Genomic DNA, 19,673 nt, shown 5'->3' on the forward strand with positions numbered 1-19,673 from the left:
TCACCGGGTGCCGGCAACTCCGGGCTGGTCTTGTCCAGCCCGGAGTTGCGCGATGCCCATGCGCTTGAACACACAGCGTTAACAGGCGGGTTTGGTGAGTAGCGACTCCGGGGCATGCCGACGTGTGAGAACGCCGGTCCTTCGCCGAATCGAGGCGGTGATATGTCTTCCGAACTCCCGGACTCACGTGTTCCGTCCGAGGTGGAGCCCGCGTCGAGGTGGTCTCGGCGTACGTTCATCGCGACGGCGACGGCGACGGCGGCGACTCTCGGCGGTGTGGCCGTGGCGTGCGATCTGGTGCCGGGGCTGTCTCCGCTCGGAACCGAGCCGGCCGAGGCGCCGCCCAGCGGTCGCGTCTCGCTGGTGGTCAACGGTGAAAGGCACAGCGCGACGATCGACAACCGCACCTCGCTGCTGGATCTGCTGCGCGAGCAGCTCGGGCTGACGGGCACCAAGAAGGGCTGCGACGCCGGCGCCTGCGGGGCGTGCACGGTGCTGGTCGACGGCCTGCGGGTCAACGCCTGCCTGACGCTGGCGGTGCGGCTGGAGGGCGCGGCGGTCACCACCGTCGAGGGCCTGGCCGACGGCGGCCGGCTGCACCCTCTGCAGCAGGCGTTCATCGACGAGGACGCCTTCCAGTGCGGCTACTGCACCCCCGGCCAGATCATGTCCGGCATCGGCTGCATCCGAGAGGGCCACACCGGCTCCCCCGAAGAGATCCGGGAGTGGATGAGCGGCAACATCTGCCGCTGCGGCTGCTACGTGAAGATCGTCAGAGCGGTTGAGCAGGCGGCCAGGAGGGCCTGATGCATCCCTTCTCCTACGTCAAGGTCTCCGACGTCGCCGGCGCGCTCGCCGCCGGGCGCCGTGGCGGCCGCTACCTCGCGGGCGGCACCACGCTGGTCGACCTGATGCGCGAGGGTGTCGAGCGTCCCTCCACGCTGGTCGACATCAGCGCCCTTCCCCTGCGCGAGGTCTCCGCCACCGCGCGCGGGGGCCTGCGCATCGGCGCACTCGTACGGATGGCCGAGGCCGCCGCCCACCCCAAAGTGCGCGCCACCTTCCCCGTCATCTCGCAGGCACTGGAGCTGAGCGCCTCCGCCCAGCTGCGCAACATGGCCACCGTCGGCGGCAACCTCATGCAGCGCACCCGGTGCACGTACTTCCGCGACGTGACGGCGGCCTGCAACAAGCGGGAGCCGGGCTCGGGGTGTGCGGCGCTGGGCGGATTCAACCGTACGCACGCGATCCTCGGTGCCTCCGATCACTGCGTGGCCACCCACCCCTCGGACGTCGCCGTGGCGTTCGCGGCGCTGGAGGCGAGCGTCCACCTGCAGGGCCCGGACGGGCAGCGCAGCGTCGCCCTCGCCGACTTCCTGCTGCCGCCGGACGGCACACCCCAGCGGGAACAGGCCGTGCGGCCAGGCGAGTTGGTCACCGCTGTCGAGATTCCGGCCCTTCCACGCCCGCTCGGCTCCGGCTACTTGAAGGTGGCCGACCGGCAGTCGTATCAGTTCGCGCTGACCTCGGCGGCGGTCGCCCTGCACGTGCGCGGCGGTGTCATCCGGGAGGCGAAAGTGGCCGCCGGAGGCGTCGGCACCGTGCCGTGGAAGCTGCCCGCCGTTGAACGTCGCCTCATCGGCGAACGGCCGTCGGAGGCGCTGTGGGCCGAAGCGGCCGAGCAGGCGGCCGACGGAGCTCGCCCGCTCAAACACAACACGTTCAAAATCGAGCTGCTCAAGCGCACCGTCGAACGCCAGCTGCGCATCGTGGGAAACGCCCCATGAGCCGGCATGCCGTCGGGGCGCCGCTGTCCCGGGTGGACGGGCGCCTGAAAGTGACCGGACAAGCGAAGTACGCCGCCGACCACCCCACCGAAGGGGTCGTACACGCCGCCATCGTCGGCAGCACCGTCGGCCGCGGACGCATGACCGGCATCGACACCCGCGCCGCCCTCGCCCACCCCGGCATCCTGACGGTGATCAGCCACCTCAACGCGCCCAAGCTGGCCTACAGGCCCAATCCGAGTTCGAACAACCCGGAAGGCGGCGAGCGGCTGCACGTCTTCCAAGACGACAAGGTCCTCTTCCACGGGCAGCCGGTCGCGGTCGTGGTGGCCACGACGCCGCAGGCGGCTCAGCACGGCGCGAGCCTGGTCGAGGTCCGCTACGACGCCGAGAAGCCGGCAACGGACCTGACCGGCGCCCACGCGCACGAGCCCGTGACCTACGCGCGCGGCGACGCCGACCAGGCCGTGGAGTCCGCCGCGGTGCGGCTGGAAATGACGTACCGCACCGCCCGCAACCACCACAACGCGGTGGAGCCGCACGCGACCATCGCCCGCTGGGACGGCGACCGGCTCACGGTGTGGGACAAGACCCAGTGGGTCGTCGGCACGCAGAGGGAACTCGCCGCCGTGTTCGGCATCGAGCAGGACGCGGTGCGGGTCATCTCGCCGTTCGTGGGCGCGGCGTTCGGCAGCGGCCTGCGGGCCTGGCCGCACGTCACCATCGCGGCCCTCGCCGCGCGCGAGGCAGGCCGTCCGGTCAAGCTCGTCCTCACCCGCAAGCAGTTGTACGCCGGAACGGGTCACCGGCCCGCGTACCAGTATCACCTGCGCCTGGGCAGCGACCGGCGCGGTCGGCTGACCGCGATGGTCCACGACATCACGGCGGAGACCTCGTCGTACGAGAACTTCCGGGAGAACGTCCTGGCGGCGGGGCAGGCGCTCTACACCATGCCCCACGTCCGCCAGTCCTACCGGACCGTGCCGCTGGATGTGAACACTCCGCTGTACATGCGCGGCCCGGGTCACGCCACAGCGGCCTACGTCATCGAGTCGGCGTTGGACGAACTCGCCCACGAGCTCGGCATCGACCCGATCGAGCTGCGCCGGCGCAACGAACCCGCCAAGGACGAGTCGAACGGGATGCCTTTCTCCACCCGGCGGCTGCGCGAGTGCTACACCGTCGGCGCCCGCGCGTTCGGATGGGACCGGCGCGCCCCCAAACCCCGCTCCACCCGCGACGGCGACTGGCTGATCGGCATGGGCATGGCCGCCGCCGCCCACGGCACCCTGCGCAACCCAGCCCAGGCCCGGGTCCTGCTCGACGCACGTGGCGTTGCGCGGGTCGAGGCGGCGACCAGCGACATGGGCCCCGGCACGTACACCTCCATGACCCAGGTCGCCGCCGACGCCCTCGGACTGCCCGCCAGCGCCGTGGATGTCCGGCTCGGCGACTCCACCATGCCGACGACCCCGGCGCACGGCGGCTCGCAGACCACGGCGAGCGTCGGCTCCGCCGTCCAGGACGGCTGCGACAAGCTGCGGCGCCAGGCGATCGAGCTGGCCGTCGGCGACGAGCGATCGCCGCTGCACGGCGTCGACGCCGGCGACATCGCGGTCGGCGACGGGCGGCTGCACGTCAAGAACGACCCGGCGCGCGGGGAGACGTACCAGCAGCTCCTGGCCCGCAACAACCGCACCCGCCTCGAAACGCTCGGCGCCTTCACCCCCGGGGAGCCCCGGTTTTCCACGTACGCCTACGGCGCCACGTTCGCCGAGGTCGCCGTGGACCACCGCCTCGGCCTGGTCCGCGTCCGGCGGATGCTCGGCGTCTACGACGTGGGGCGGATCATCAGCCCCAAGCTCGCCGACAGCCAGGCGCACGGTGGCATGGTGGGCGGCATCGGCATGGCCCTGCTGGAGCACACCGTCACCGACCACCGCGACGGCAGGATCGTCAACAACAACCTCGCCGACTACCTCGTCCCGGTCAACGCCGACGTCTCCGACCTGCGGGCGATCTTTCTCGACGGCGAGGACCGCGAGGCCGACCCCCTCGGCGTCAAGGGCCTCGGCGAGGTGGTGCATATCGGGGTGGCGCCCGCCATCGCCAACGCCGTCTTCCACGCCACCGGCCGCCGGGTCCGTGAGCTCCCCATCACCGCTGAGGCTCTGCTGTGAACACCGGGATACAACGCACCGGGGCGAAAGGCACACACCCGCTCGCCGGGCGATACCGCGGCAAGGAGGAGTTCACCGCTGCGACGTTAGTGCACCGTTCGACAAAGGCCCGGCACCACATTCCGGATCAGAGGCGAATGTGGGCGGCGATCGGTAGGTGGTCGCTGCCCGTCCTGGGGAGCGATCGGAGCTCGGTCACCGTCATCGCGCGGGTCAGGATCTGGTCGATGCGTGCCAGCGGGGCCCGGGCCGGCCAGCTGAAGGCGAAATCGCGAGGTGGGGCGGCCATCAGCGAGAGGACCGGGCGCAACCCACGGTCGTCGGCGGTGCTGTTGAGGTCGCAGAGCAGAAGCATGCGATCAACGGGCTCGGCGGCCAGCAACGCGCCCAGCCGGCGGGCGCTCTCGTCCCGGCGTACGGAGTCGAATCCGTCCAGACCGATGCGCACCGAGGGCAGGTGAGCTACGTAGATCGCGATGTCGCCGTGCGGCGTGCGGGCGACCGCCCGCAGCCCGCGGTTCCAGTCAGGGCCGACGTCCTGCGGACGGATGTCCACCGGGGCCGCCTCGGCGAGGGGGTGGCGGGACCAGAGGCCGACCGTGCCCTGCACGGTCCGATATGGGTAGTCGGCGCGCAGTGCGGCGTCCCAGGTGGGCAGGGTTGCGGGTACGAGCTCCTCCAGGCCGATCAGGTCCGGCCGGGTCGCGACGAGCTTGCGTGCTGTGCCGGCGGGGTCGGTGTTCTCGTCACTGACGTTGTGCTGCACCGCGGCCAGGTGATGGGGCTGCTCCTCTTGAGGCAGCACGTACCCGCCGAACTGGGCAAGCCACGCGATGGCCGGCAGCAGTGCGGCCAGCGCGCTCACCGCGGAGCGCCGCCACCAGGCCAGGGCGAGCAGCACGGGAACGATCAGCACGAGCCACGGCAGGAACGTCTCGACCAGGCTGCCGAGGTGGCCGATCCCATTCGGAACGACCCGGGGGAAGGCCAGGACGGTGGCGGCCAGCGCCGCGAGTGCGAGCAGGACGACACGGAAGATCGGCACAGCGCGATCTTCGCAGGCTTCCGCCCGCCCGGCATCACCGATCACTCGATGCCGGTGCGAGCCAGGCGTTCGGTGTGGGCCGAGTGTGCAGCCGGCCAGCCCGCCGCGGGGGACGTTTCCTGGGCCAGGCCGTTGAGCGCGGAGCGGACCACGCGCTCAGTCTGAAGATCAACCGCTCGGGAGCCCTCGATGTGGACCAGGCCGTCGGCGAGCAGCACGGCCAGTCCGTGGATCGCCGCCCAAAGCACGAACTCGGCTCCCGGGCGCGCGGAGGCGGGCAGGGCGCCGGCCTCCGCGAGCCGGTCGAGCTCCGCGGTGAGCACGTCGTGCGGGTGGGTGGAGATGGACGCATGCGGGCCGGTGGCGCGGCCGCGCAGGACGAGCCGGGCGACGGCCGGGTCTTCGAGAGCCCAGCTCACATAGCCGCGACCCAGGGCGATCAGGCGCTGCTGCGGGTCGTTCCGCTGGTCCGGCGCCTGCTCGCACTCCTGTCTCAGATGTTCCCCGAGCCAGGCGAGCGTCCGCTCGGACAGGGCGCGGACCAGCGCGTCGCGTGAGGCGAAGTGGTGGTAGGCGGCGCTGGGGCTGACGCCGACCTGCGCCGAGGCCTCCCGCAGGGACCAGCCATCGGTCCCGCGCTCGCGTACGAGTGCCTCGGCGGCGTCCAGCAGCGCGCTGTGCAGGTCGCCGTGGTGATATCGCCCTTTAGCCACCACTCGATCTTAACACCGCTCAGATCCCTGCTACGCTCAAAGGGATCTCAACACTGTTCAGATTGGAGCCGGCTTATGTGCCCCACCGATTCGCCGCTGACCCCGGACGCCCCGTTGACCGGCCAGAGTGACGTCCCCGACGTACGGATGAGCCCGCCGCCGATCGTGCGAGGCGAGCCCGTCGAGGTGTCCGACGGCGTGTACGTCATCTCCGACAAGCGGGTCGAGCTCGTCCCGAATGTCGGCATCGTCGTGGGTGAGCACGCCGCGCTGGTCATCGACACCGGCATCGGCCCCCGCAACGGCGCGTACGTCCTGGAGCAGGCCCGGCGCCTGGCCGGCGAGCGGCACCTGTACTTGACCGTCACGCACTTCCACCCCGAGCACGGGTTCGGGGCGCAGGCGTTCAAGGGCGCCGCGACGATCGTCTACAACGCCTCCCAGCGCGCGGAGCTGCACCGCAAGGGCGCCGCCTACATCGACCTGTTCAAGGACCTGAGCCCCGCCGTCGCGGCCGAACTCCAGGACGTCGAACTCGTCGATCCCGACCTGGTCTACGAGGGCGAGGCCGAGATCGACCTGGGTGGACGCAGGGCGGCACTGCGTGCCGTCGGGCCGGCGCACACGGGCTCCGACCAGGTCATCCTGATCGACGACCAGGTGCTGTTCGGCGGCGACCTGTTCGAGACGCGTATCTTCCCGATCGCGCCGTACTTCCCGCCCTACGACGTGGACGTGGACGGCGGGCGCTGGATCGGCGTGCTCGACGAGCTGATCGCCCTCGACGCCGAGATCGTCGTGCCCGGCCACGGCGAAGTGGCCGGCACCTCGCTGATCCGCGACGTTCGCGACTACCTCGACCACGTGCGCGGGGAGGCCGCGCGGCTGCGGGCGGCCGGCGCCTCCGCCGACGAGACGGCGGCGACGATCGACAAGGAGGCCCGTGTCCGCTGGGCCACCTGGGAGCGGCCCGAGTGGATCGGCTTCGCCGCCCGCGCCTTCTACGACAGCGCCGGGGGCGGCTGGGCCGCGAGCACGGGCTCGGCGGCGACGCCCGCACCGCACTCATGACGTGCCATCGGATAGCCTCAAGCGTCGCAACCAGAACCGGAGAACACATGAGCAGCCCCGACCCGGTGATCGCCGCGGTGCGCAGCGAGCACGACCGCCTGGCCGCACTGGTACGCACGTTCGACGAGGCCGCGCTGGCCCGGCCGTCAGGCGCGGCCGAATGGGACATCTCGCAGGTGCTCAGCCACCTGGGCAGCGGAGCCGAGATCACGCGGGCCACCGTCCTGGCCGCCCTCGGCGACGGGCCGAGGCCCGGCCGCGACGAGATGGAGAGCATCTGGCAGACCTGGAACGGCATGACGCGCAGGCAGCGCGCCGACGGGTTCCTCCGGGCCGACGAGGCCCTGGCCGCGCTCTATGAGTCGCTGGACGCGTCCGCCCGCGAGAACCTGCGCATCGACATGGGCTTCCTTCCCGCACCGGCAGACCTGGCGACCGCGGTCCGGCTGCGGCTCAGCGAGCTGGCGCTGCACTCGTGGGACGTACGCGCCGGCTTCGATGAGCGCGCGACGCTGACCGCCGGCACCGCCGAGCAGCTCCTGCACGGAGAACCCGACCTGATCGGCTGGATCGGCAAGCCGTCTGGGGATGCGCACGCAGTGGTCGTGGTCACCACGACCGAGCCCGCGTCGGTCTTCGCGCTCCGCCTGCAGGATCGGATCAGCGTGGACTTCGACGTCCCTGACGCACCCGACGGCACGCTCACGCTGCCCGCCGAGGCGTGGCTGCGGCTCGTGGCGGGGCGGCTCGGGCCGTCGCACACCCCTGAGGGCGTCGTCGCCACGGGCGCCGCCGACCTCGACCTGTTGCGGAAGGTCTTCCCCGGCTACTGATCCGACAGTCAGGCTTCCGCGACCTGCTCTCTGGCGGGCGCGGTGCTCTGCCGCTCGACGAGCACGCCGGGAAGCAGCCGCTGGGCCGGTTGGGCGTTGGGGGCGGCCAGATGGTCGATGAGCGCCTCGACGGCGGCGCTGGCGATCTCCGTCGCGGGTGGGGTCGCCGTCGTCAGCTCCGGGTCGGTCGACTCAGGCTCGCCGTTGGAGCACATGATGAAGGACAGCCGTTCGGGGATCGGCCGGTCGAGGTCGCGTGCCTCGTGCATCGCGCCGAGAGTGGCCTCCCAGTTGTAGCCGATGACGGCCGTCATGTGCGGCGCGTCGTCCAGGAGTTCGCGGAGCGCCGCCCGGCCTGCGCCGACCGTGTGCTCGCTGGTGATGACGGTGCAGTCGACCGCGAGGTCGGCGCAGGATCGCCGGACGGCGTCGGCGAAGCGCACGGCTGCTCCGATCCCTCGTACGCCCTCCTCGTACGGGGCATTGAGCAGGCCGATGGTCCGGTGTCCGAGACCGGCGAGATGCTCGACCGCGACGCGCGCGATCTGATCGAAGTCGGCGTCGACGTAGGGGATGTGGCCGGGCTCGCTGGTGCGGCCGATCAGCCCGACGGGGATGCCGGCCTGTTTGAGGAAATCCACGCGTTTGTCGGTGAGGGTGACCTGCATCAGCAGAAACCCCTGGATGAGCCCGGCTCGAGCCAGCTGGCGCAGCTCGTCCATGTCGTCCTGCCCGGTCGTCCAGAGGACGACGTGGAAGCCCCGCGCGCGAGCGGCGTCGGTGGCGGCCAGGACGTATTCCAGGTCGGAGCCGACGATCGTCCGCGGCTGGGAGGGGAAGACGATCGCGATGATGCGGCTGCGCCCTCCGGCCAGGGCGCTCGCCATGGCGTTGGGGGTGTAGCCGAGCTGCTCCATGGCGTCGAGCACCTTGCGGCGGGTCTCCGGGCGGATCGACCGCGCCCCGGTGAGCACATGCGAGACGGTGCCGGTCGAGACACCGGCGAGGCGAGCGACATCAGCTCTGGTGACCATGCGTGAAGTGTCCTGGGGGTCGGGGGACAGGAACCATGGGTTACCACATGTTACGTAAATGTTACCGGCTGACCAGTTCAGCGTTCCAGGGAATCATACCTATCTTTGACTCGCGTCAATTTCTCGTTGGCGGGCCTGTCTCCCTGCTGTCAGGCTCCTCCACCGGGGAACGCCGGGGCGCCTGCCGGCCCCCGCGCGAATTTCAAGGGAGTCACAGATGCGACGGACCAAACTGATCCAAACGCTCGCGCCGTTGACCGCTCTCGCGCTGCTGTCGAGCGGCTGCCTGAGCGACGGAGGCTCGAAGGCGACCAGCGGAGCCGGCACGGGGAACACCAGCAAGACCGTGGAAATCATGACCGGCATGACGGGCGACGGCCTGAACGCGCTGAAGATGTCGCTGGATCCGTACGCAAAAGAGCAGGGCATCACGATCAAGTGGTCCCCGTCGGACAACTTCAACCAGCTCATCGTCACCCGCGTCCAGGGCAACAACCTGCCGGACATCGCGCTGTTCCCGCAGCCCGGCATCATGAAGGACCTCGCGGCCAAGGGCCGGCTCGCCCCGCTCGACGACGTCCTCGACATGCCGACGCTGAAGAGCAGCATGACGCCCGGGACGCTGGAGGCCGGCAGCAAGGACGGCAAGCTCTACGGGCTCATGGCCAGCATGAACGTCAAGAGCCTGGTCTTCTATCCCAAGCAGGCCTTCGAGTCCGCCGGGTACGAGATTCCGACGTCCATCCCCGAGCTGCTGGCGCTCACCGACAAGATCCGCGCGGAGGGCAAGACCCCCTGGTGCCTCGGCATCGAGTCCGGGCCCGCCACCGGCTGGCCGGCGACGGACTGGATGGAGGAGCTGGTGCTGAAGTACGGCGGCACCGCCAAGTACGACGACTGGATCAACCACAAGATCAAGTTCGACTCGCCGCTGGTCCGCCAGGCCGCCGGCACCTTCGAGAAGATCGCCTTCACCGAGGGCAACGTCCTGGGCGGCCGCAAGTCCATCGCCAGCAACAACTTCGGCACGGCCGGCAACCCCATGTTCCGCAACCCGCCCGGCTGCTTCATGTACAAGCAGGGCAACTTCGTCGCCGCCAAGGGCTTCTTCCCCGACGACGTGGTGACTGACATCGACAACCGCGTCGGCGTCTTCGGCTTCCCGCCCGCCACCGCCGGCGGCGACAACCCCGTCGAAGGCGGCGGCGACCTGGCCGGCCTGTTCAGCAAGGACAACGAGTCCGCCAAGAAGCTCCTGCAGTACATGAGCACCAAGGACTTCGGCGCGGCCGGCGCCAAGACCGGCGCGTGGCTGTCACCCCACAAGGACTTCGACGTCGCCAGCTATCCCACCCAGACGATCCAGAACATCGCGAAGATCGCCTACCAGTCGACCGGCATCGCCTTCGACGGCTCCGACGCGATGCCCGGAGCCGTCGGCTCCGGCAGCTTCTGGAAGGGCATGACGGGGTGGATCAGCAACCAGCAGAGCCTCGACCAGGCACTCAAGGCGATCGACGACAGCTGGCCGGCGAGCTGACGGCATGACGGACCCCCGCGGTGCGCGCGGCGGACGCAGCCGCGCGCACCGTCCCTCAGGCGCAACGGGTACGCCCGGGAAAGGAGCAGCGTCATGCTGATCAAGACGATCAATGCCGTCCTCGCCGTCCTCGCCGGAGTGGGTGGCGCCCTGGTCCTGTTCTGGGTGCTCAACCGGCTGGTGGGGCTGCTGCCCGGCAAGTGGGAGGACCGCCTCAAGCCGTACGTCTACATCGGCCCGGCCTTCCTCGCGATCAGCCTCTACCTGATCTACCCGGCGATCCAGACGATCCACTTCAGCTTCGCCAACGCCGACAGCACCGCCTACGTCGGGCTCGACAACTACACCTCGCTGCTCGGGTCGGCCGGCTTCCGCTCCACCCTGGTCAACACGCTCCTGTGGATCGTCATCGTGCCCGCCGTGACCATCGCGCTGGGGCTCGGCATCGCCGTCTTGTCCGACCGGCTCAGGCCGCGCGCGGAGAAGCTGGCCAAGACGGCCATCTTCATGCCCATGGCGATCTCCGCGGTCGGCGCCGGGACCATCTGGCGCTTCGTCTACGCGACGAACCCGCCCGGAGAGCCGCAGATCGGCGTGCAGAACGCGATCGTCACCGCCCTCGGGTTCGACCCGGTCAACTGGCTGCAGATCACCGACTTCAAGTTCAACAGCCTCGAGCTCATGGTGATGCTGCTGTGGGCCCAGGTCGGCTTCTCCATGGTCCTGCTCTCGGCCGCCATCAAGGGCGTGCCGGCCGACACGCTGGAGGCGGCCAGGATCGACGGGGCGAGGGAACGCCAGATCTTCTTCAAGGTGATCGTTCCGCAGATCCGCGGGACCATCATCACGGTCTTCGTCACGGTGACGATCGGCGTCATGAAGCTGTTCGACATCGTCTACGTCATGACGAACGGCGACTTCGACACCAACGTCATCGGCGTGCAGTTCTTCAACGAGCTCTTCACGAACTTCAACAACGGCCACGCGGCCGCGATCGTGGTCATGCTGATGATCGCCATCATCCCGATCATGATCTACCAGGTGCGCCAGTTCCGTACCGAGGAGGCCGGGCGATGAGCATCACCGAACGACCCGAGACCCGTTCCGCGGGCTCGTCCCCCGCCCACCGGCAGACCGCCCCGCGCCGCCGGACGCGCCACCAGGGAGAAGCCACCCCGGTGGCCAAGGCCACCGTGATCTTCGTCTGCACCCTGTGGGTGATCCCGACGCTGGGGCTGCTGATCACGTCGTTCCGCACCAAGGACGACGCCAACGCGCTCGGCTGGTGGACGATCTTCACCGACCCCGCGTCACTGGGCCGCCTCACGACCCAGGCTTACAGCGAGGTCATCGCGCAGGCGAACCTCGACCAGGCGTTCGTGAACAGCTTCGCGATCGCGCTGCCGGCGACGTTCATCCCGCTGCTCATCGCGGCGTTCGCGGCGTACGCGTTCGCGTTCATGAGGTTCCCCGGGCGCAACACGCTCTTCATCGTGATCGTCAGCCTGCTCGTCGTGCCGAACTACGTGGCGCTGGTGCCGGTCCTGCAGCTCTACGGAGACTTCGGCATCAACGGGACGTTCCCGGCCGCGTGGCTGGCGCACATCGGCTTCGGCATGTCACTGGCGATCTACATCCTGCGCAACTACATGGCGACGCTGCCGCAGGCGGTGCTCGAATCGGCCAGGATCGACGGCGCCAGCCACTTCACCATGTTCTGGCGGCTCATCATGCCCATGTGCGTGCCGGCGCTCGCGTCGTTCGCGATCTTCCAGTTCCTGTGGGTCTGGAACGACCTGCTCATCGCCCTCGTCTTCATCGGGCCGGGCGAGAACGAGCCGATCACGATCGCGGTCAAATCGCTCATGGGTCAGCAGGGCCAGGGCTGGCAACTGGTCACCGCCGGCGGCTTCATCTCGATGGTGGTGCCCATCCTGTTCTTCCTCGCCCTGCAGCGCTTCTTCGTCCGCGGCCTCACCGCCGGGTCCGTCAAAGGCTGACATTCCGCCGTACCCGCAGCTCCTTCCCGCGACCTGAGAGAAAGATCCTTATGCCCACACCACCCGCTGCCCGGCCGCACGAGGAGCCCTGGTGGACCTCGGCCGTCGTCTACCAGGTCTATGTGCGCAGCTTCGCCGACTCCGACGGTGACGGAATCGGCGACCTGCGAGGCTTGCTGAGTAAGGTGGACTACCTGAGCCATCTGGGCATCGACGTCGTCTGGCTGTCCCCGATCTACCCCTCCCCCCAGGACGACGGCGGCTACGACGTCAGCGACTACCAGGGCATCGACCCGCTCTTCGGAACGCTCGCGGACTTCGACGAACTGCTCGCCGCGCTGCACGCCAGAGGCATCAAGCTGATCATCGACCTCGTCGTCAACCACACCTCTGACGAGCACCCGTGGTTCAAAGCCTCCCGATCGGACACCTCCAGCCCCTACCGCGACTGGTACTGGTGGCGTCCGGCACTGCCCGGGAAGGTCCCCGGCAAGCCCGGCTCCGAACCGAACAACTGGCGGTCGGCCTTCTCCGGTTCGGCCTGGGAGTTCGACGAGGACACGCAGGAGTACTACCTGCACCTCTTCTCGCGCCGCCAGCCCGATCTCAACTGGGAGAACCCCCAGGTCCGCCAGGCCGTCCACCAGATGATGCGCTGGTGGCTCGACCGCGGTGTCGACGGCTTCCGGATGGACGTCATCAACATGATCTCCAAGGACGTCCAGCTGCCCGACGGCCCGCCGATCCCGGGCGAGGACTTCGGCGACGGCGGCCCGTTCTACCTCTGCGGTCCGCGCCTGGACGAGTTCCTCCAGGAGATGCGCCAGGAGGTGTTCGCCGGCCGCGGCGATCACGTGCTGACCGTCGGCGAGATGCCGAACATCACGCTGGAGCAGGCCCGCGCGATCACCGATCGCCACTCGCCGCGCCTCGACATGGTCTTCCAGTTCGAACATGTCCAGGTGGACCAGGGGCCGGGAGGGAAGTTCGACCTGCTCCCGCTGCGCCCGGCGGACCTCAAGGCATCCCTCAGCCGGTGGCAGGAGGGGCTGGCCGGCACCGGGTGGAACACCCTCTATCTCGGCAACCACGACCAGCCGCGGCTGGTGTCGAGGTTCGGTGCTGCGGATGAGCTGCGCGTCCCCTCGGCCAAGGCGCTCGCCACGATGCTGCACCTGCACCGCGGCACGCCCTTCATCTTCCAGGGGGACGAGCTCGGCATGACGAACTACCCCTGGCGCGAGGCGAGCGAGTTCCGCGACATCGAGTCGCTCAACCACTACCGCGATCGGGTGGAACGCGGCGAGGATCCCGAGACGGTTCTGCAGACCTTGCGCCGGATGAGCCGGGACAACGCCCGCACGCCGATGCAATGGGACGCCTCGCCGAACGCCGGGTTCAGCACCGGCACCCTATGGCTGAGCGTTCACCCCGATCACGCCGAGGTGAACGTCGCACGGCAGCAGGACGACCCGGATTCCGTGCTGTCCCACTACCGCGGGCTCATCGCGCTGCGGCACGAGGAGCCGGCCGTCTCCAGGGGAGATTTCACCCTGTTGCTGCCGTCGCACGAGCAGGTTTACGCCTTCCTGCGCCGCCATGAGGGGACCGAGGTGCTGGTCGTGACGAACCTCACCGGTGCGGAGGCCAACGCCGGATCGCTGCCCGGCGCTCTCGCCTGGCTGGAGGCCGAGCTCCTGCTCATGAACTATCCGGGCGTGCCCACCTCATGGCGGCTGCGCCCGTACGAGTCCCGGGTCTACCGCCGGTGTTGACGACGTTCATGTCGCGTTATCCGTGCCAGAGCCCCGCTGAGGAAGCAGGGCCTCCGCGGCGGTCCAAGCCCGGGCGAGCCCGAACTCGGCCAGGCCGCGGATGAGGTCGCGGAACGTTTCCTCGGTGGCCCCGTCCGCCTGCGCCAAGGCGGCGTGCAGGCGCATCGACTGGCCCAGCGTCTGGTAGAAGACGTCCACGGTCAGGCAGGCGATGGCTCGCTCGCGGATGCTGAGGTGCGGGCGGGCCCAGCGTTGGGCCAGCTGGTCCTCGGTGAAGGCGGCCAGCCCCGGGTCCACGGCCTCGAGACCGTGGATGGCGCGGGCCAGCGCTCCGGTCAGCGGCACCGGCTTGATCGGGTCGGTGTCCTGCGCCGGGGGCAGGCCGAGTTCGGTCAGGCGCTGGAAGGCTGGGACGAGGATGGGATAGCCCACGTAGGGGGCCAGGTGGCGGTAGAGCTCCCTGATGGCCTCGGGGTCGACGCCGTTGGACAGGGCCATCTGGACGTGCATGGCCAGGGGCAGATCCAGATGCGGGTGGCACAGGTCGGCGGTCAGGCAGACGAAGGCCTTCTCGCGCATGGTCAGGTGGGTCAGGCCCCACAGGTTGTGGCCCGCGCCGACCGCGAGCTGGGCGAAGACGGGGTCGAGCGCGACGAGGGCGTCGGCTCCGGCGAGCTGGGTCATGGGGTGCTCCGTTCAGGACAGGTCGAGGGTCAGGACAGGCCCAGTGCGCGCAGCCGCAGGGCGTCGAGGGTGTATTGGGGGAGGATGCGGCCGAGCGTGCTCATCAGCCGTGATTTCTTGCCGACCGGGTAGCGGGAACGCGGCTTGCGGGCGGTCAGGGCGTGCAGGACGGCGCGGGCGACCACGTCGGGGCTGGAGCCGGAGCGTTCCTCCTTCAGGCCGCTGGTGACCATGGTCTGGTAGGCGGCGCCGTACAGGCGTCTGCCTTCCTCGCCGATGGCGGCCAGGCGGGGTTCGACCTCGCCTTCGAGCTTGTCGACGGCGGCGGTGTGGATGGAGCCGGGTTCGATGAGGACCGCGCGGATGCCCCAGGGCTTGACCTCCATGCGCAGCGCGTCGTTGAGGGAGCGGATGGCGTGTTTGGAGGAGCACAGCGGGCCGCCGAAGGGCAGGGTGATCCAGCTGCCGACCGAGCCGACGGTGACGACGCGGCCTTTCGAGGCGCGCAGCTTCGGCAGCATGGCCTGGGTGACGGCCATCTGGCCGAAGACGTTGACCTCGTACTGCAGGCGCAGCGCGTCCAGGGAGACGAATTCCAGGGGGCCGGTGACGCCGATGCCGGCGTTGTTGACCAGGGCGTCCAGGCGGCCGATCGTCCTGACCGCCTCGGCGATCTGGCCGGGGTCGGTGACGTCCAGCGTGATCGGGGTGACGGTCGGGCCGAGGGCCTGGCCGTCGGCCTCCTTGCGGACTCCGGCGTAGACGGTGAAGCCCTCGCGGGCCAGCAGCAGGGCGGTGGCCCGCCCGATTCCAGTGGAAGCACCGGTCACCAGGACGGTTTTCGACATGAGTGGTCCTTCCGGGTCCAGGTCAGTAGGAGGCGCGCATCAGCTCGGTCGCCCATTCCGGTGGGCGTCCAGACTGATCACGATCGTACGGCCCGCCGGTTCCGGCCGAATCAGTCATGGTGGCTGAAGTCTTGCGAGGCTCCCACCGGCTGGTTAGGTGACGTGCTCCTGCCCATGAATGGGGAGGATCCTCATGGCCGCTACGCCGCCACCCCGTGCGGGGTGGTGCGGGTGGGCCCGCCATGAGGTGCTTGACGCTTCACCAGCCCCAATACGGCAGGGCCTCCACGTCCGGTGACCGCCCGTCCGGCGGCTGAGTGGTACCGATACAACTGGGTGCGGGCGGCGTTGACGTCGGCGTTGCCGATCCACCCGCATGCGGTGTTGTTGCACACGAACCGGGACTGACTCTGGCGGGAGCCTTCGGTGATCGTGTGGCAGGCGTGGCATTCCTGGCTGGTGCCCGGCGCCGGGATGTAGACGACCTTGCCACCCTTGTCGGTGGCCTTGTAGGTGAGGAACTCGGCGGTGCGTCCCCACGCCTGCTCGGCGATGGCCCGGTTCAGGCCGCGTTTTTGGGCGACGTTCCTGCCCGGCTGTTCGGGGGTGCCGGAGGCGCTCGCCATCATGTTCGTGACCTTGAGGTCGTCGAGCACGATGACGCCGAACCGGTCGGTGAGCTTAGCGGTGGTCTGGTGCTGCCAGTCGATGGCCCGGCGCTTGGCTTTGGCGCGCAGGCGGGCGATCTGGCCGTAGGTGTGCTTCAGCCGGTTACTGGCAGGCTGTCCGGGTTTCGCCGCTCGTTTCTGGCGGGCGGCTTTGCGTTCCAGACGGAGCAGCCGCTCCTGCTCCCCGCCGGTCAGCCACTGGTCACGGTGGAAGATCTTCTCCCCGGTGGCCAGCGCGAGCGGTACGGCGATGCCCCGGTCGATCGCGGTGTGCGGCCCCTGGTGCGGGGCCTGGGGTGCCTGCATGGTCTGGGTGCGGAACACGATGTGCCACCCGCCTGCCTCCTTCACTAATCGCGCCCCGGTGATCTTGCCGTCCGGGCCGCCCTTCGTGACCCCGGGCAGGTCTTTGGTCCACCGGAAGCGGACCCGGCCGAGTTTGGGGATGGTGACCGCGCCCCACCGCCGGTTGATCCGGGTGATGTTCAGGTCCCGCGCCTGGGGGACGTCCACGGCCATCCGGGAGCGCAATCGGCTCTTGAACGTAGATGGCGATCACTTTCCTGGACTTCACCGGGCGGGTGTAGCTGAAGGCGATCCACCCGCTCCAGCCCAGCACGCTGGCGACCACGAGGATGATGGCACCTTGGATGGGGAGGGTCAGCAGTGCCCAGGTGCAGAAGGCGGCGGCTAGGATCGCCATCACGGTCGCCGAGTAGGGCTCAGGTCGTTTGGTCATGGCCGAAACCCTAGGAAGATGGTTCTATCGGTCGCCTCTGTCGGATGACTGATCGAGGCCCGGGGCACATCAGTCACCTTGACGGAGGCGATGCCGCACGGGCTCTGTTCGGGAACGACGATGGCCATGACCCGCTCCGCGATCTGGAGGGGTGGTACGCGGGTAGTCGCACCGTGACGCGGAGCCCGCCGGCGGGGCGGGGAGTGAGGGTGAGGGTTCCGTCGTGTGCTTGGGCGATGCTTTTGACGATTGCCAGGCCGAGTCCGACACCGGCGTGGTCGGTGCGTATGCGTTTGGTGCCGCGCTGAAACGGCTCGACAAGCGTGGAAACCAATTGTGGGGCGAGCTTCTCGCCGGTGTTCTCGACAGTGAGCACCACCGCCTTGGGTTGAACGCTGGTCGTGACCCACACGGTGCCCTGTTCAGGCAGGTTGTGAACGATCGCGTTGTGCACGAGGTTCGTCGTCATCTGCAGCAGGAGCTCGTGTGAGCCGATGGTGGGGGTCACGTCGCCGGAGGTCTCGATGGTGAGGCCGCGTTTTTCCGCGAGGGGGAGGAGCGTTTCGGTGGCTTCTTCCGCGATGAGGGACAGGTCGACGTGTAGTCGGGTGAAGGACCGTTTGTCGGCGCGGCTGAGCAGGAGCAATGCTTCAGTGAGGTTGATCGCTCGGGTGTTGACGGTGTGGAGGCGGTCGAGGAGTTCGCCGGTGTCGCGGTTCAGATCGTTGCGGGCCACGTCGAGAAGTGTCTGCGAGATCGCCAGTGGGGTGCGCAGTTCGTGGGAGGCGTTGGCTGCGAATCTCTGCTGTTCGGTGACGTGAGCTTCGAGCCGCATGAGCATGGTGTCGAAGGCGTCGGCGAGTTCGCGGAACTCATCTCTGGGGCCCTGTAGCCGGATTCGGTGGGAGAGTGATCCGTTCGCGGCCATGCGTGTGGCCTGTGTGATGTGAGTCAGAGGGGTGAGCATGCGGCCGGCGAGAATCCACCCTCCCACGAGACCGAACACCAGCAGGAACGCCCAAACTGCGGCTGCCCGCGGAGCGAAAGCGCTCAGGAGGTCGGATTGGTTGGGAACAAAAGGACCGAGGGCCCGGATCGGACCGTCGGGCACATAACGCAGAAGGAACAACCACACCGTCGCGAGCAGCAAGGCTCCTGCAAGCATGACGAACCCGGCATAGCTGAGAGTAAGTTTGAGGCGAACGCTCAAACCAGGCGTCCTATCCACGGCTCACTCCCTCACGTCCGGTGCCGGGTGCTGTGTCGATGCGGTAGCCGACGCCGGCCACGGTGGCGATGATCCCGGGTTCGCCGAGCCGTTTGCGCAGTGCCGAGACAGTGATGCGCACGGCGTTGGTGAAGGGGTCGGCGTTCTCGTCCCACGCTCGCTCCAAGAGTTCTTCGGCGCTGATCACACCGCCTTCGGCGGCGACGAGGACTTCGAGCACGGCGAACTGTTTGCGGGTGAGCGCGACGTAGCGGCCCTCGCGGTAGACCTCGCGGCGGAACGGATCCAGACGCAGGCCTGCGATCTCTCGCACGGGTGGTCTGTTGTGGGCGCGCCTGCGGTCGAGTGCTCTGAGACGGAGCACGAGCTCCCGGAGTGCGAAGGGCTTGGTGAGGTAGTCGTCGGCGCCGAGTTCGAACCCGGAGGCCTTGTCGTCGAGCCGGTCGGCAGCGGTGAGCATGAGGATGGGCATGCCGCTGCCGGAGGCGACGATGCGTTTGGCGATCTCGTCGCCGGAGGGGCCGGGGATATCGCGGTCGAGGACGGCGATGTCGTAGGCGTTGATGCTCAGCAGTTCCAGAGCGGTGTCACCGTCACCGGCGAGGTCGGCGGCGATCGCTTCCAGCCGTAGGCCATCGCGGATGGCTTCTGCCAAATAGGGCTCGTCCTCGACGACCAACACACGCATACTCTCGAGGTTACGAGCCGGAGCATATCGTCGGCATATCGAAAACCTCATACGTGCTGACAACGCCGCGCTGCCTTGACTGCAGGCATGACCTGCAGGGAACCAGCACGAAGAGCAGCCCGCCGTACGCGATCGACCATCCTCGCTGCCCTTGTAGTCATCAGCGCGGCGCTTATCGGGGTCCTCGCTTACCGGACCCTGGCCTCCTCGGCGGCATCACCCATCGACATTCTTCAGGGCGACCGCCAGGGTGCACTTGGCGAGGCAGATGGCGCCGTGCCCGACGGCGTGACGGTCTTCGACGACGAATTTCCGGCCGTGGCCAACCTCGACCACGAGCTGCTCGCCGCCCTGCGCCAAGCTGCGACTGATGCCGCGCACGACGGGGTCGAGTTCTTCGTCAATAGTGGCTGGCGTTCCCCGGCGTACCAGGAACAACTACGCCATGAGGCGGTTTCGGAGTACGGCTCAGAAGAGGAAGCCGCCCGATGGGTGGCCACCGCGGACAAGTCTCTTCACGTGTCGGGGGACGCGGTCGACATCGGGCCCTCCGATGCCACGGCATGGCTGTCCAAGCACGGCGCCGAGTACGGGCTGTGCCAGATCTACCGCAACGAACCCTGGCACTACGAACTGCGCCCCGAAGCCATCGATGACGGCTGCCCGCCCATGTACGCCGACCCCACGCACGATCCAAGGATGCAGCAGTGATCAGCACGCTCGGCATGACGCGTCACCGGCGCGGCGCCGGCCGGTACGGCAGCGTCCACCGGCCGTCACGGCGCACCGAGCCGTGCCGCCTGCGTTAACAAGCCTCCTCTTTGACAGCCTAGGAGTCCT

18 protein-coding genes are annotated in these 19,673 nt (G+C 68.9%); 10 read left to right on the forward strand and 8 right to left on the reverse strand.

Features of this window, described 5'->3' with window-relative positions; all coding sequences use genetic code 11:
- The first annotated feature begins 306 nt into the window (after positions 1–306).
- From OHA25_RS15910 to OHA25_RS15920, 3 genes are read left to right on the forward strand one after another with little or no spacing between them, the layout of a single operon-like run.
- A complete protein-coding gene (locus OHA25_RS15910) occupies positions 307–807 on the forward strand; it encodes a (2Fe-2S)-binding protein (protein ID WP_442942188.1) in 501 nt (166 codons plus the stop codon).
- Positions 807–1,787, forward strand: coding sequence for an FAD binding domain-containing protein (locus OHA25_RS15915; RefSeq protein ID WP_327588341.1), 981 nt, complete (start codon positions 807–809; stop codon positions 1,785–1,787). The genes OHA25_RS15910 and OHA25_RS15915 overlap by 1 nt, the downstream gene beginning before the upstream one ends.
- Positions 1,784–3,967: a xanthine dehydrogenase family protein molybdopterin-binding subunit gene (locus OHA25_RS15920; protein ID WP_327588342.1), complete on the forward strand. Its 2,184-nt coding sequence runs from the start codon at positions 1,784–1,786 to the stop codon at positions 3,965–3,967. Before OHA25_RS15915 ends, OHA25_RS15920 begins: the two co-directional genes overlap by 4 nt.
- Before the next feature lie 127 nt (positions 3,968–4,094).
- Here the strand turns inward: OHA25_RS15920 and OHA25_RS15925 are convergent, their stop codons facing one another.
- Both OHA25_RS15925 and OHA25_RS15930 read right to left on the reverse strand, forming a co-directional pair.
- On the reverse strand, positions 4,095–5,012 hold the full coding sequence (locus OHA25_RS15925; RefSeq protein WP_327588343.1) for an endonuclease/exonuclease/phosphatase family protein: 918 nt from the start codon (positions 5,010–5,012) through the stop codon (positions 4,095–4,097).
- A gap of 41 nt (positions 5,013–5,053) precedes the next feature.
- Positions 5,054–5,725 (reverse strand): TetR/AcrR family transcriptional regulator, encoded by a 672-nt coding sequence (locus OHA25_RS15930; protein ID WP_327588344.1) that lies wholly within the window; start codon positions 5,723–5,725, stop codon positions 5,054–5,056.
- A 75-nt stretch (positions 5,726–5,800) separates the two neighbouring features.
- Between OHA25_RS15930 and OHA25_RS15935 the strand changes: the two genes are divergently transcribed.
- Together OHA25_RS15935 and OHA25_RS15940 are read left to right on the forward strand one after the other, a co-directional pair.
- Positions 5,801–6,796 carry an MBL fold metallo-hydrolase gene (locus OHA25_RS15935; RefSeq protein ID WP_327588345.1) on the forward strand — a complete coding sequence of 332 codons (996 nt, stop codon included), beginning with the start codon at positions 5,801–5,803 and terminating at the stop codon, positions 6,794–6,796.
- Between the two features lie 47 nt (positions 6,797–6,843).
- Positions 6,844–7,629: a maleylpyruvate isomerase family mycothiol-dependent enzyme gene (locus OHA25_RS15940; RefSeq protein ID WP_327588346.1), complete on the forward strand. Its 786-nt coding sequence runs from the start codon at positions 6,844–6,846 to the stop codon at positions 7,627–7,629.
- Positions 7,630–7,637: 8 nt separating this feature from the next.
- On the opposite strand, the gene OHA25_RS15945 is transcribed toward OHA25_RS15940, so the two are convergent.
- Entirely contained in the window at positions 7,638–8,663 is a 1,026-nt protein-coding gene (locus OHA25_RS15945; protein ID WP_327588347.1) for a LacI family DNA-binding transcriptional regulator, read from the reverse strand.
- A gap of 217 nt (positions 8,664–8,880) precedes the next feature.
- Between OHA25_RS15945 and OHA25_RS15950 the strand changes: the two genes are divergently transcribed.
- The 4 genes from OHA25_RS15950 to OHA25_RS15965 all read left to right on the forward strand — a co-directional run bounded on the left by OHA25_RS15950 (position 8,881) and on the right by OHA25_RS15965 (position 13,978).
- Positions 8,881–10,203, forward strand: a complete 1,323-nt coding sequence (locus tag OHA25_RS15950) for an ABC transporter substrate-binding protein (RefSeq protein ID WP_327588348.1) — start codon at positions 8,881–8,883, stop codon at positions 10,201–10,203.
- Between the two features lie 93 nt (positions 10,204–10,296).
- On the forward strand, positions 10,297–11,280 hold the full coding sequence (locus OHA25_RS15955; RefSeq protein WP_305922824.1) for a carbohydrate ABC transporter permease: 984 nt from the start codon (positions 10,297–10,299) through the stop codon (positions 11,278–11,280).
- Positions 11,277–12,203, forward strand: coding sequence for a carbohydrate ABC transporter permease (locus OHA25_RS15960; RefSeq protein ID WP_305922825.1), 927 nt, complete (start codon positions 11,277–11,279; stop codon positions 12,201–12,203). The genes OHA25_RS15955 and OHA25_RS15960 overlap by 4 nt, the downstream gene beginning before the upstream one ends.
- 50 nt (positions 12,204–12,253) lie before the next feature.
- Positions 12,254–13,978, forward strand: a complete 1,725-nt coding sequence (locus OHA25_RS15965; protein WP_327588349.1) for a glycoside hydrolase family 13 protein — start codon at positions 12,254–12,256, stop codon at positions 13,976–13,978.
- 6 nt (positions 13,979–13,984) lie between these two features.
- On the opposite strand, the gene OHA25_RS15970 is transcribed toward OHA25_RS15965, so the two are convergent.
- The 5 genes from OHA25_RS15970 to OHA25_RS15990 all read right to left on the reverse strand — a co-directional run bounded on the left by OHA25_RS15970 (position 13,985) and on the right by OHA25_RS15990 (position 18,833).
- Positions 13,985–14,662, reverse strand: coding sequence for a carboxymuconolactone decarboxylase family protein (locus tag OHA25_RS15970; protein WP_327588350.1), 678 nt, complete (start codon positions 14,660–14,662; stop codon positions 13,985–13,987).
- Positions 14,663–14,691: 29 nt separating this feature from the next.
- On the reverse strand, positions 14,692–15,510 hold the full coding sequence (locus OHA25_RS15975) for an SDR family oxidoreductase (RefSeq protein ID WP_327586450.1): 819 nt from the start codon (positions 15,508–15,510) through the stop codon (positions 14,692–14,694).
- Between the two features lie 200 nt (positions 15,511–15,710).
- Entirely contained in the window at positions 15,711–16,691 is a 981-nt protein-coding gene (locus OHA25_RS15980; RefSeq protein ID WP_327588351.1) for an RNA-guided endonuclease InsQ/TnpB family protein, read from the reverse strand.
- A gap of 299 nt (positions 16,692–16,990) precedes the next feature.
- The gene (locus OHA25_RS15985; protein ID WP_327588352.1) at positions 16,991–18,127 is read right to left on the reverse strand and encodes a sensor histidine kinase; all 1,137 of its coding nucleotides are present in this window, start codon (positions 18,125–18,127) and stop codon (positions 16,991–16,993) included.
- Between the two features lie 10 nt (positions 18,128–18,137).
- Positions 18,138–18,833 carry a response regulator transcription factor gene (locus OHA25_RS15990; protein ID WP_327588353.1) on the reverse strand — a complete coding sequence of 232 codons (696 nt, stop codon included), beginning with the start codon at positions 18,831–18,833 and terminating at the stop codon, positions 18,138–18,140.
- A 276-nt stretch (positions 18,834–19,109) separates the two neighbouring features.
- Here OHA25_RS15990 and OHA25_RS15995 point away from each other — a divergent pair, with 276 nt between their 5' ends.
- Complete coding sequence (locus OHA25_RS15995; RefSeq protein ID WP_327588354.1) at positions 19,110–19,544, forward strand: M15 family metallopeptidase; 435 nt, start codon at positions 19,110–19,112, stop codon at positions 19,542–19,544.
- Positions 19,545–19,673: the final 129 nt, after the last annotated feature.

The organism is Nonomuraea sp. NBC_00507 (genome assembly GCF_036013525.1).
Lineage (GTDB): Bacteria > Actinomycetota > Actinomycetes > Streptosporangiales > Streptosporangiaceae > Nonomuraea.

Coding starts and splice junctions, on each gene's coding strand:
- OHA25_RS15990 (WP_327588353.1), bottom strand. CDS start 18,833: ATGCGTGTGTTGGTCGTCGAGGACGAGCCCTATTTGGCAGAAGCCATC.
- OHA25_RS15955 (WP_305922824.1), top strand. CDS start 10,297: ATGCTGATCAAGACGATCAATGCCGTCCTCGCCGTCCTCGCCGGAGTG.
- OHA25_RS15960 (WP_305922825.1), top strand. CDS start 11,277: ATGAGCATCACCGAACGACCCGAGACCCGTTCCGCGGGCTCGTCCCCC.
- OHA25_RS15940 (WP_327588346.1), top strand. CDS start 6,844: ATGAGCAGCCCCGACCCGGTGATCGCCGCGGTGCGCAGCGAGCACGAC.
- OHA25_RS15975 (WP_327586450.1), bottom strand. CDS start 15,510: ATGTCGAAAACCGTCCTGGTGACCGGTGCTTCCACTGGAATCGGGCGG.
- OHA25_RS15915 (WP_327588341.1), top strand. CDS start 807: ATGCATCCCTTCTCCTACGTCAAGGTCTCCGACGTCGCCGGCGCGCTC.
- OHA25_RS15920 (WP_327588342.1), top strand. CDS start 1,784: ATGAGCCGGCATGCCGTCGGGGCGCCGCTGTCCCGGGTGGACGGGCGC.
- OHA25_RS15950 (WP_327588348.1), top strand. CDS start 8,881: ATGCGACGGACCAAACTGATCCAAACGCTCGCGCCGTTGACCGCTCTC.
- OHA25_RS15935 (WP_327588345.1), top strand. CDS start 5,801: ATGTGCCCCACCGATTCGCCGCTGACCCCGGACGCCCCGTTGACCGGC.
- OHA25_RS15945 (WP_327588347.1), bottom strand. CDS start 8,663: ATGGTCACCAGAGCTGATGTCGCTCGCCTCGCCGGTGTCTCGACCGGC.
- OHA25_RS15970 (WP_327588350.1), bottom strand. CDS start 14,662: ATGACCCAGCTCGCCGGAGCCGACGCCCTCGTCGCGCTCGACCCCGTC.
- OHA25_RS15965 (WP_327588349.1), top strand. CDS start 12,254: ATGCCCACACCACCCGCTGCCCGGCCGCACGAGGAGCCCTGGTGGACC.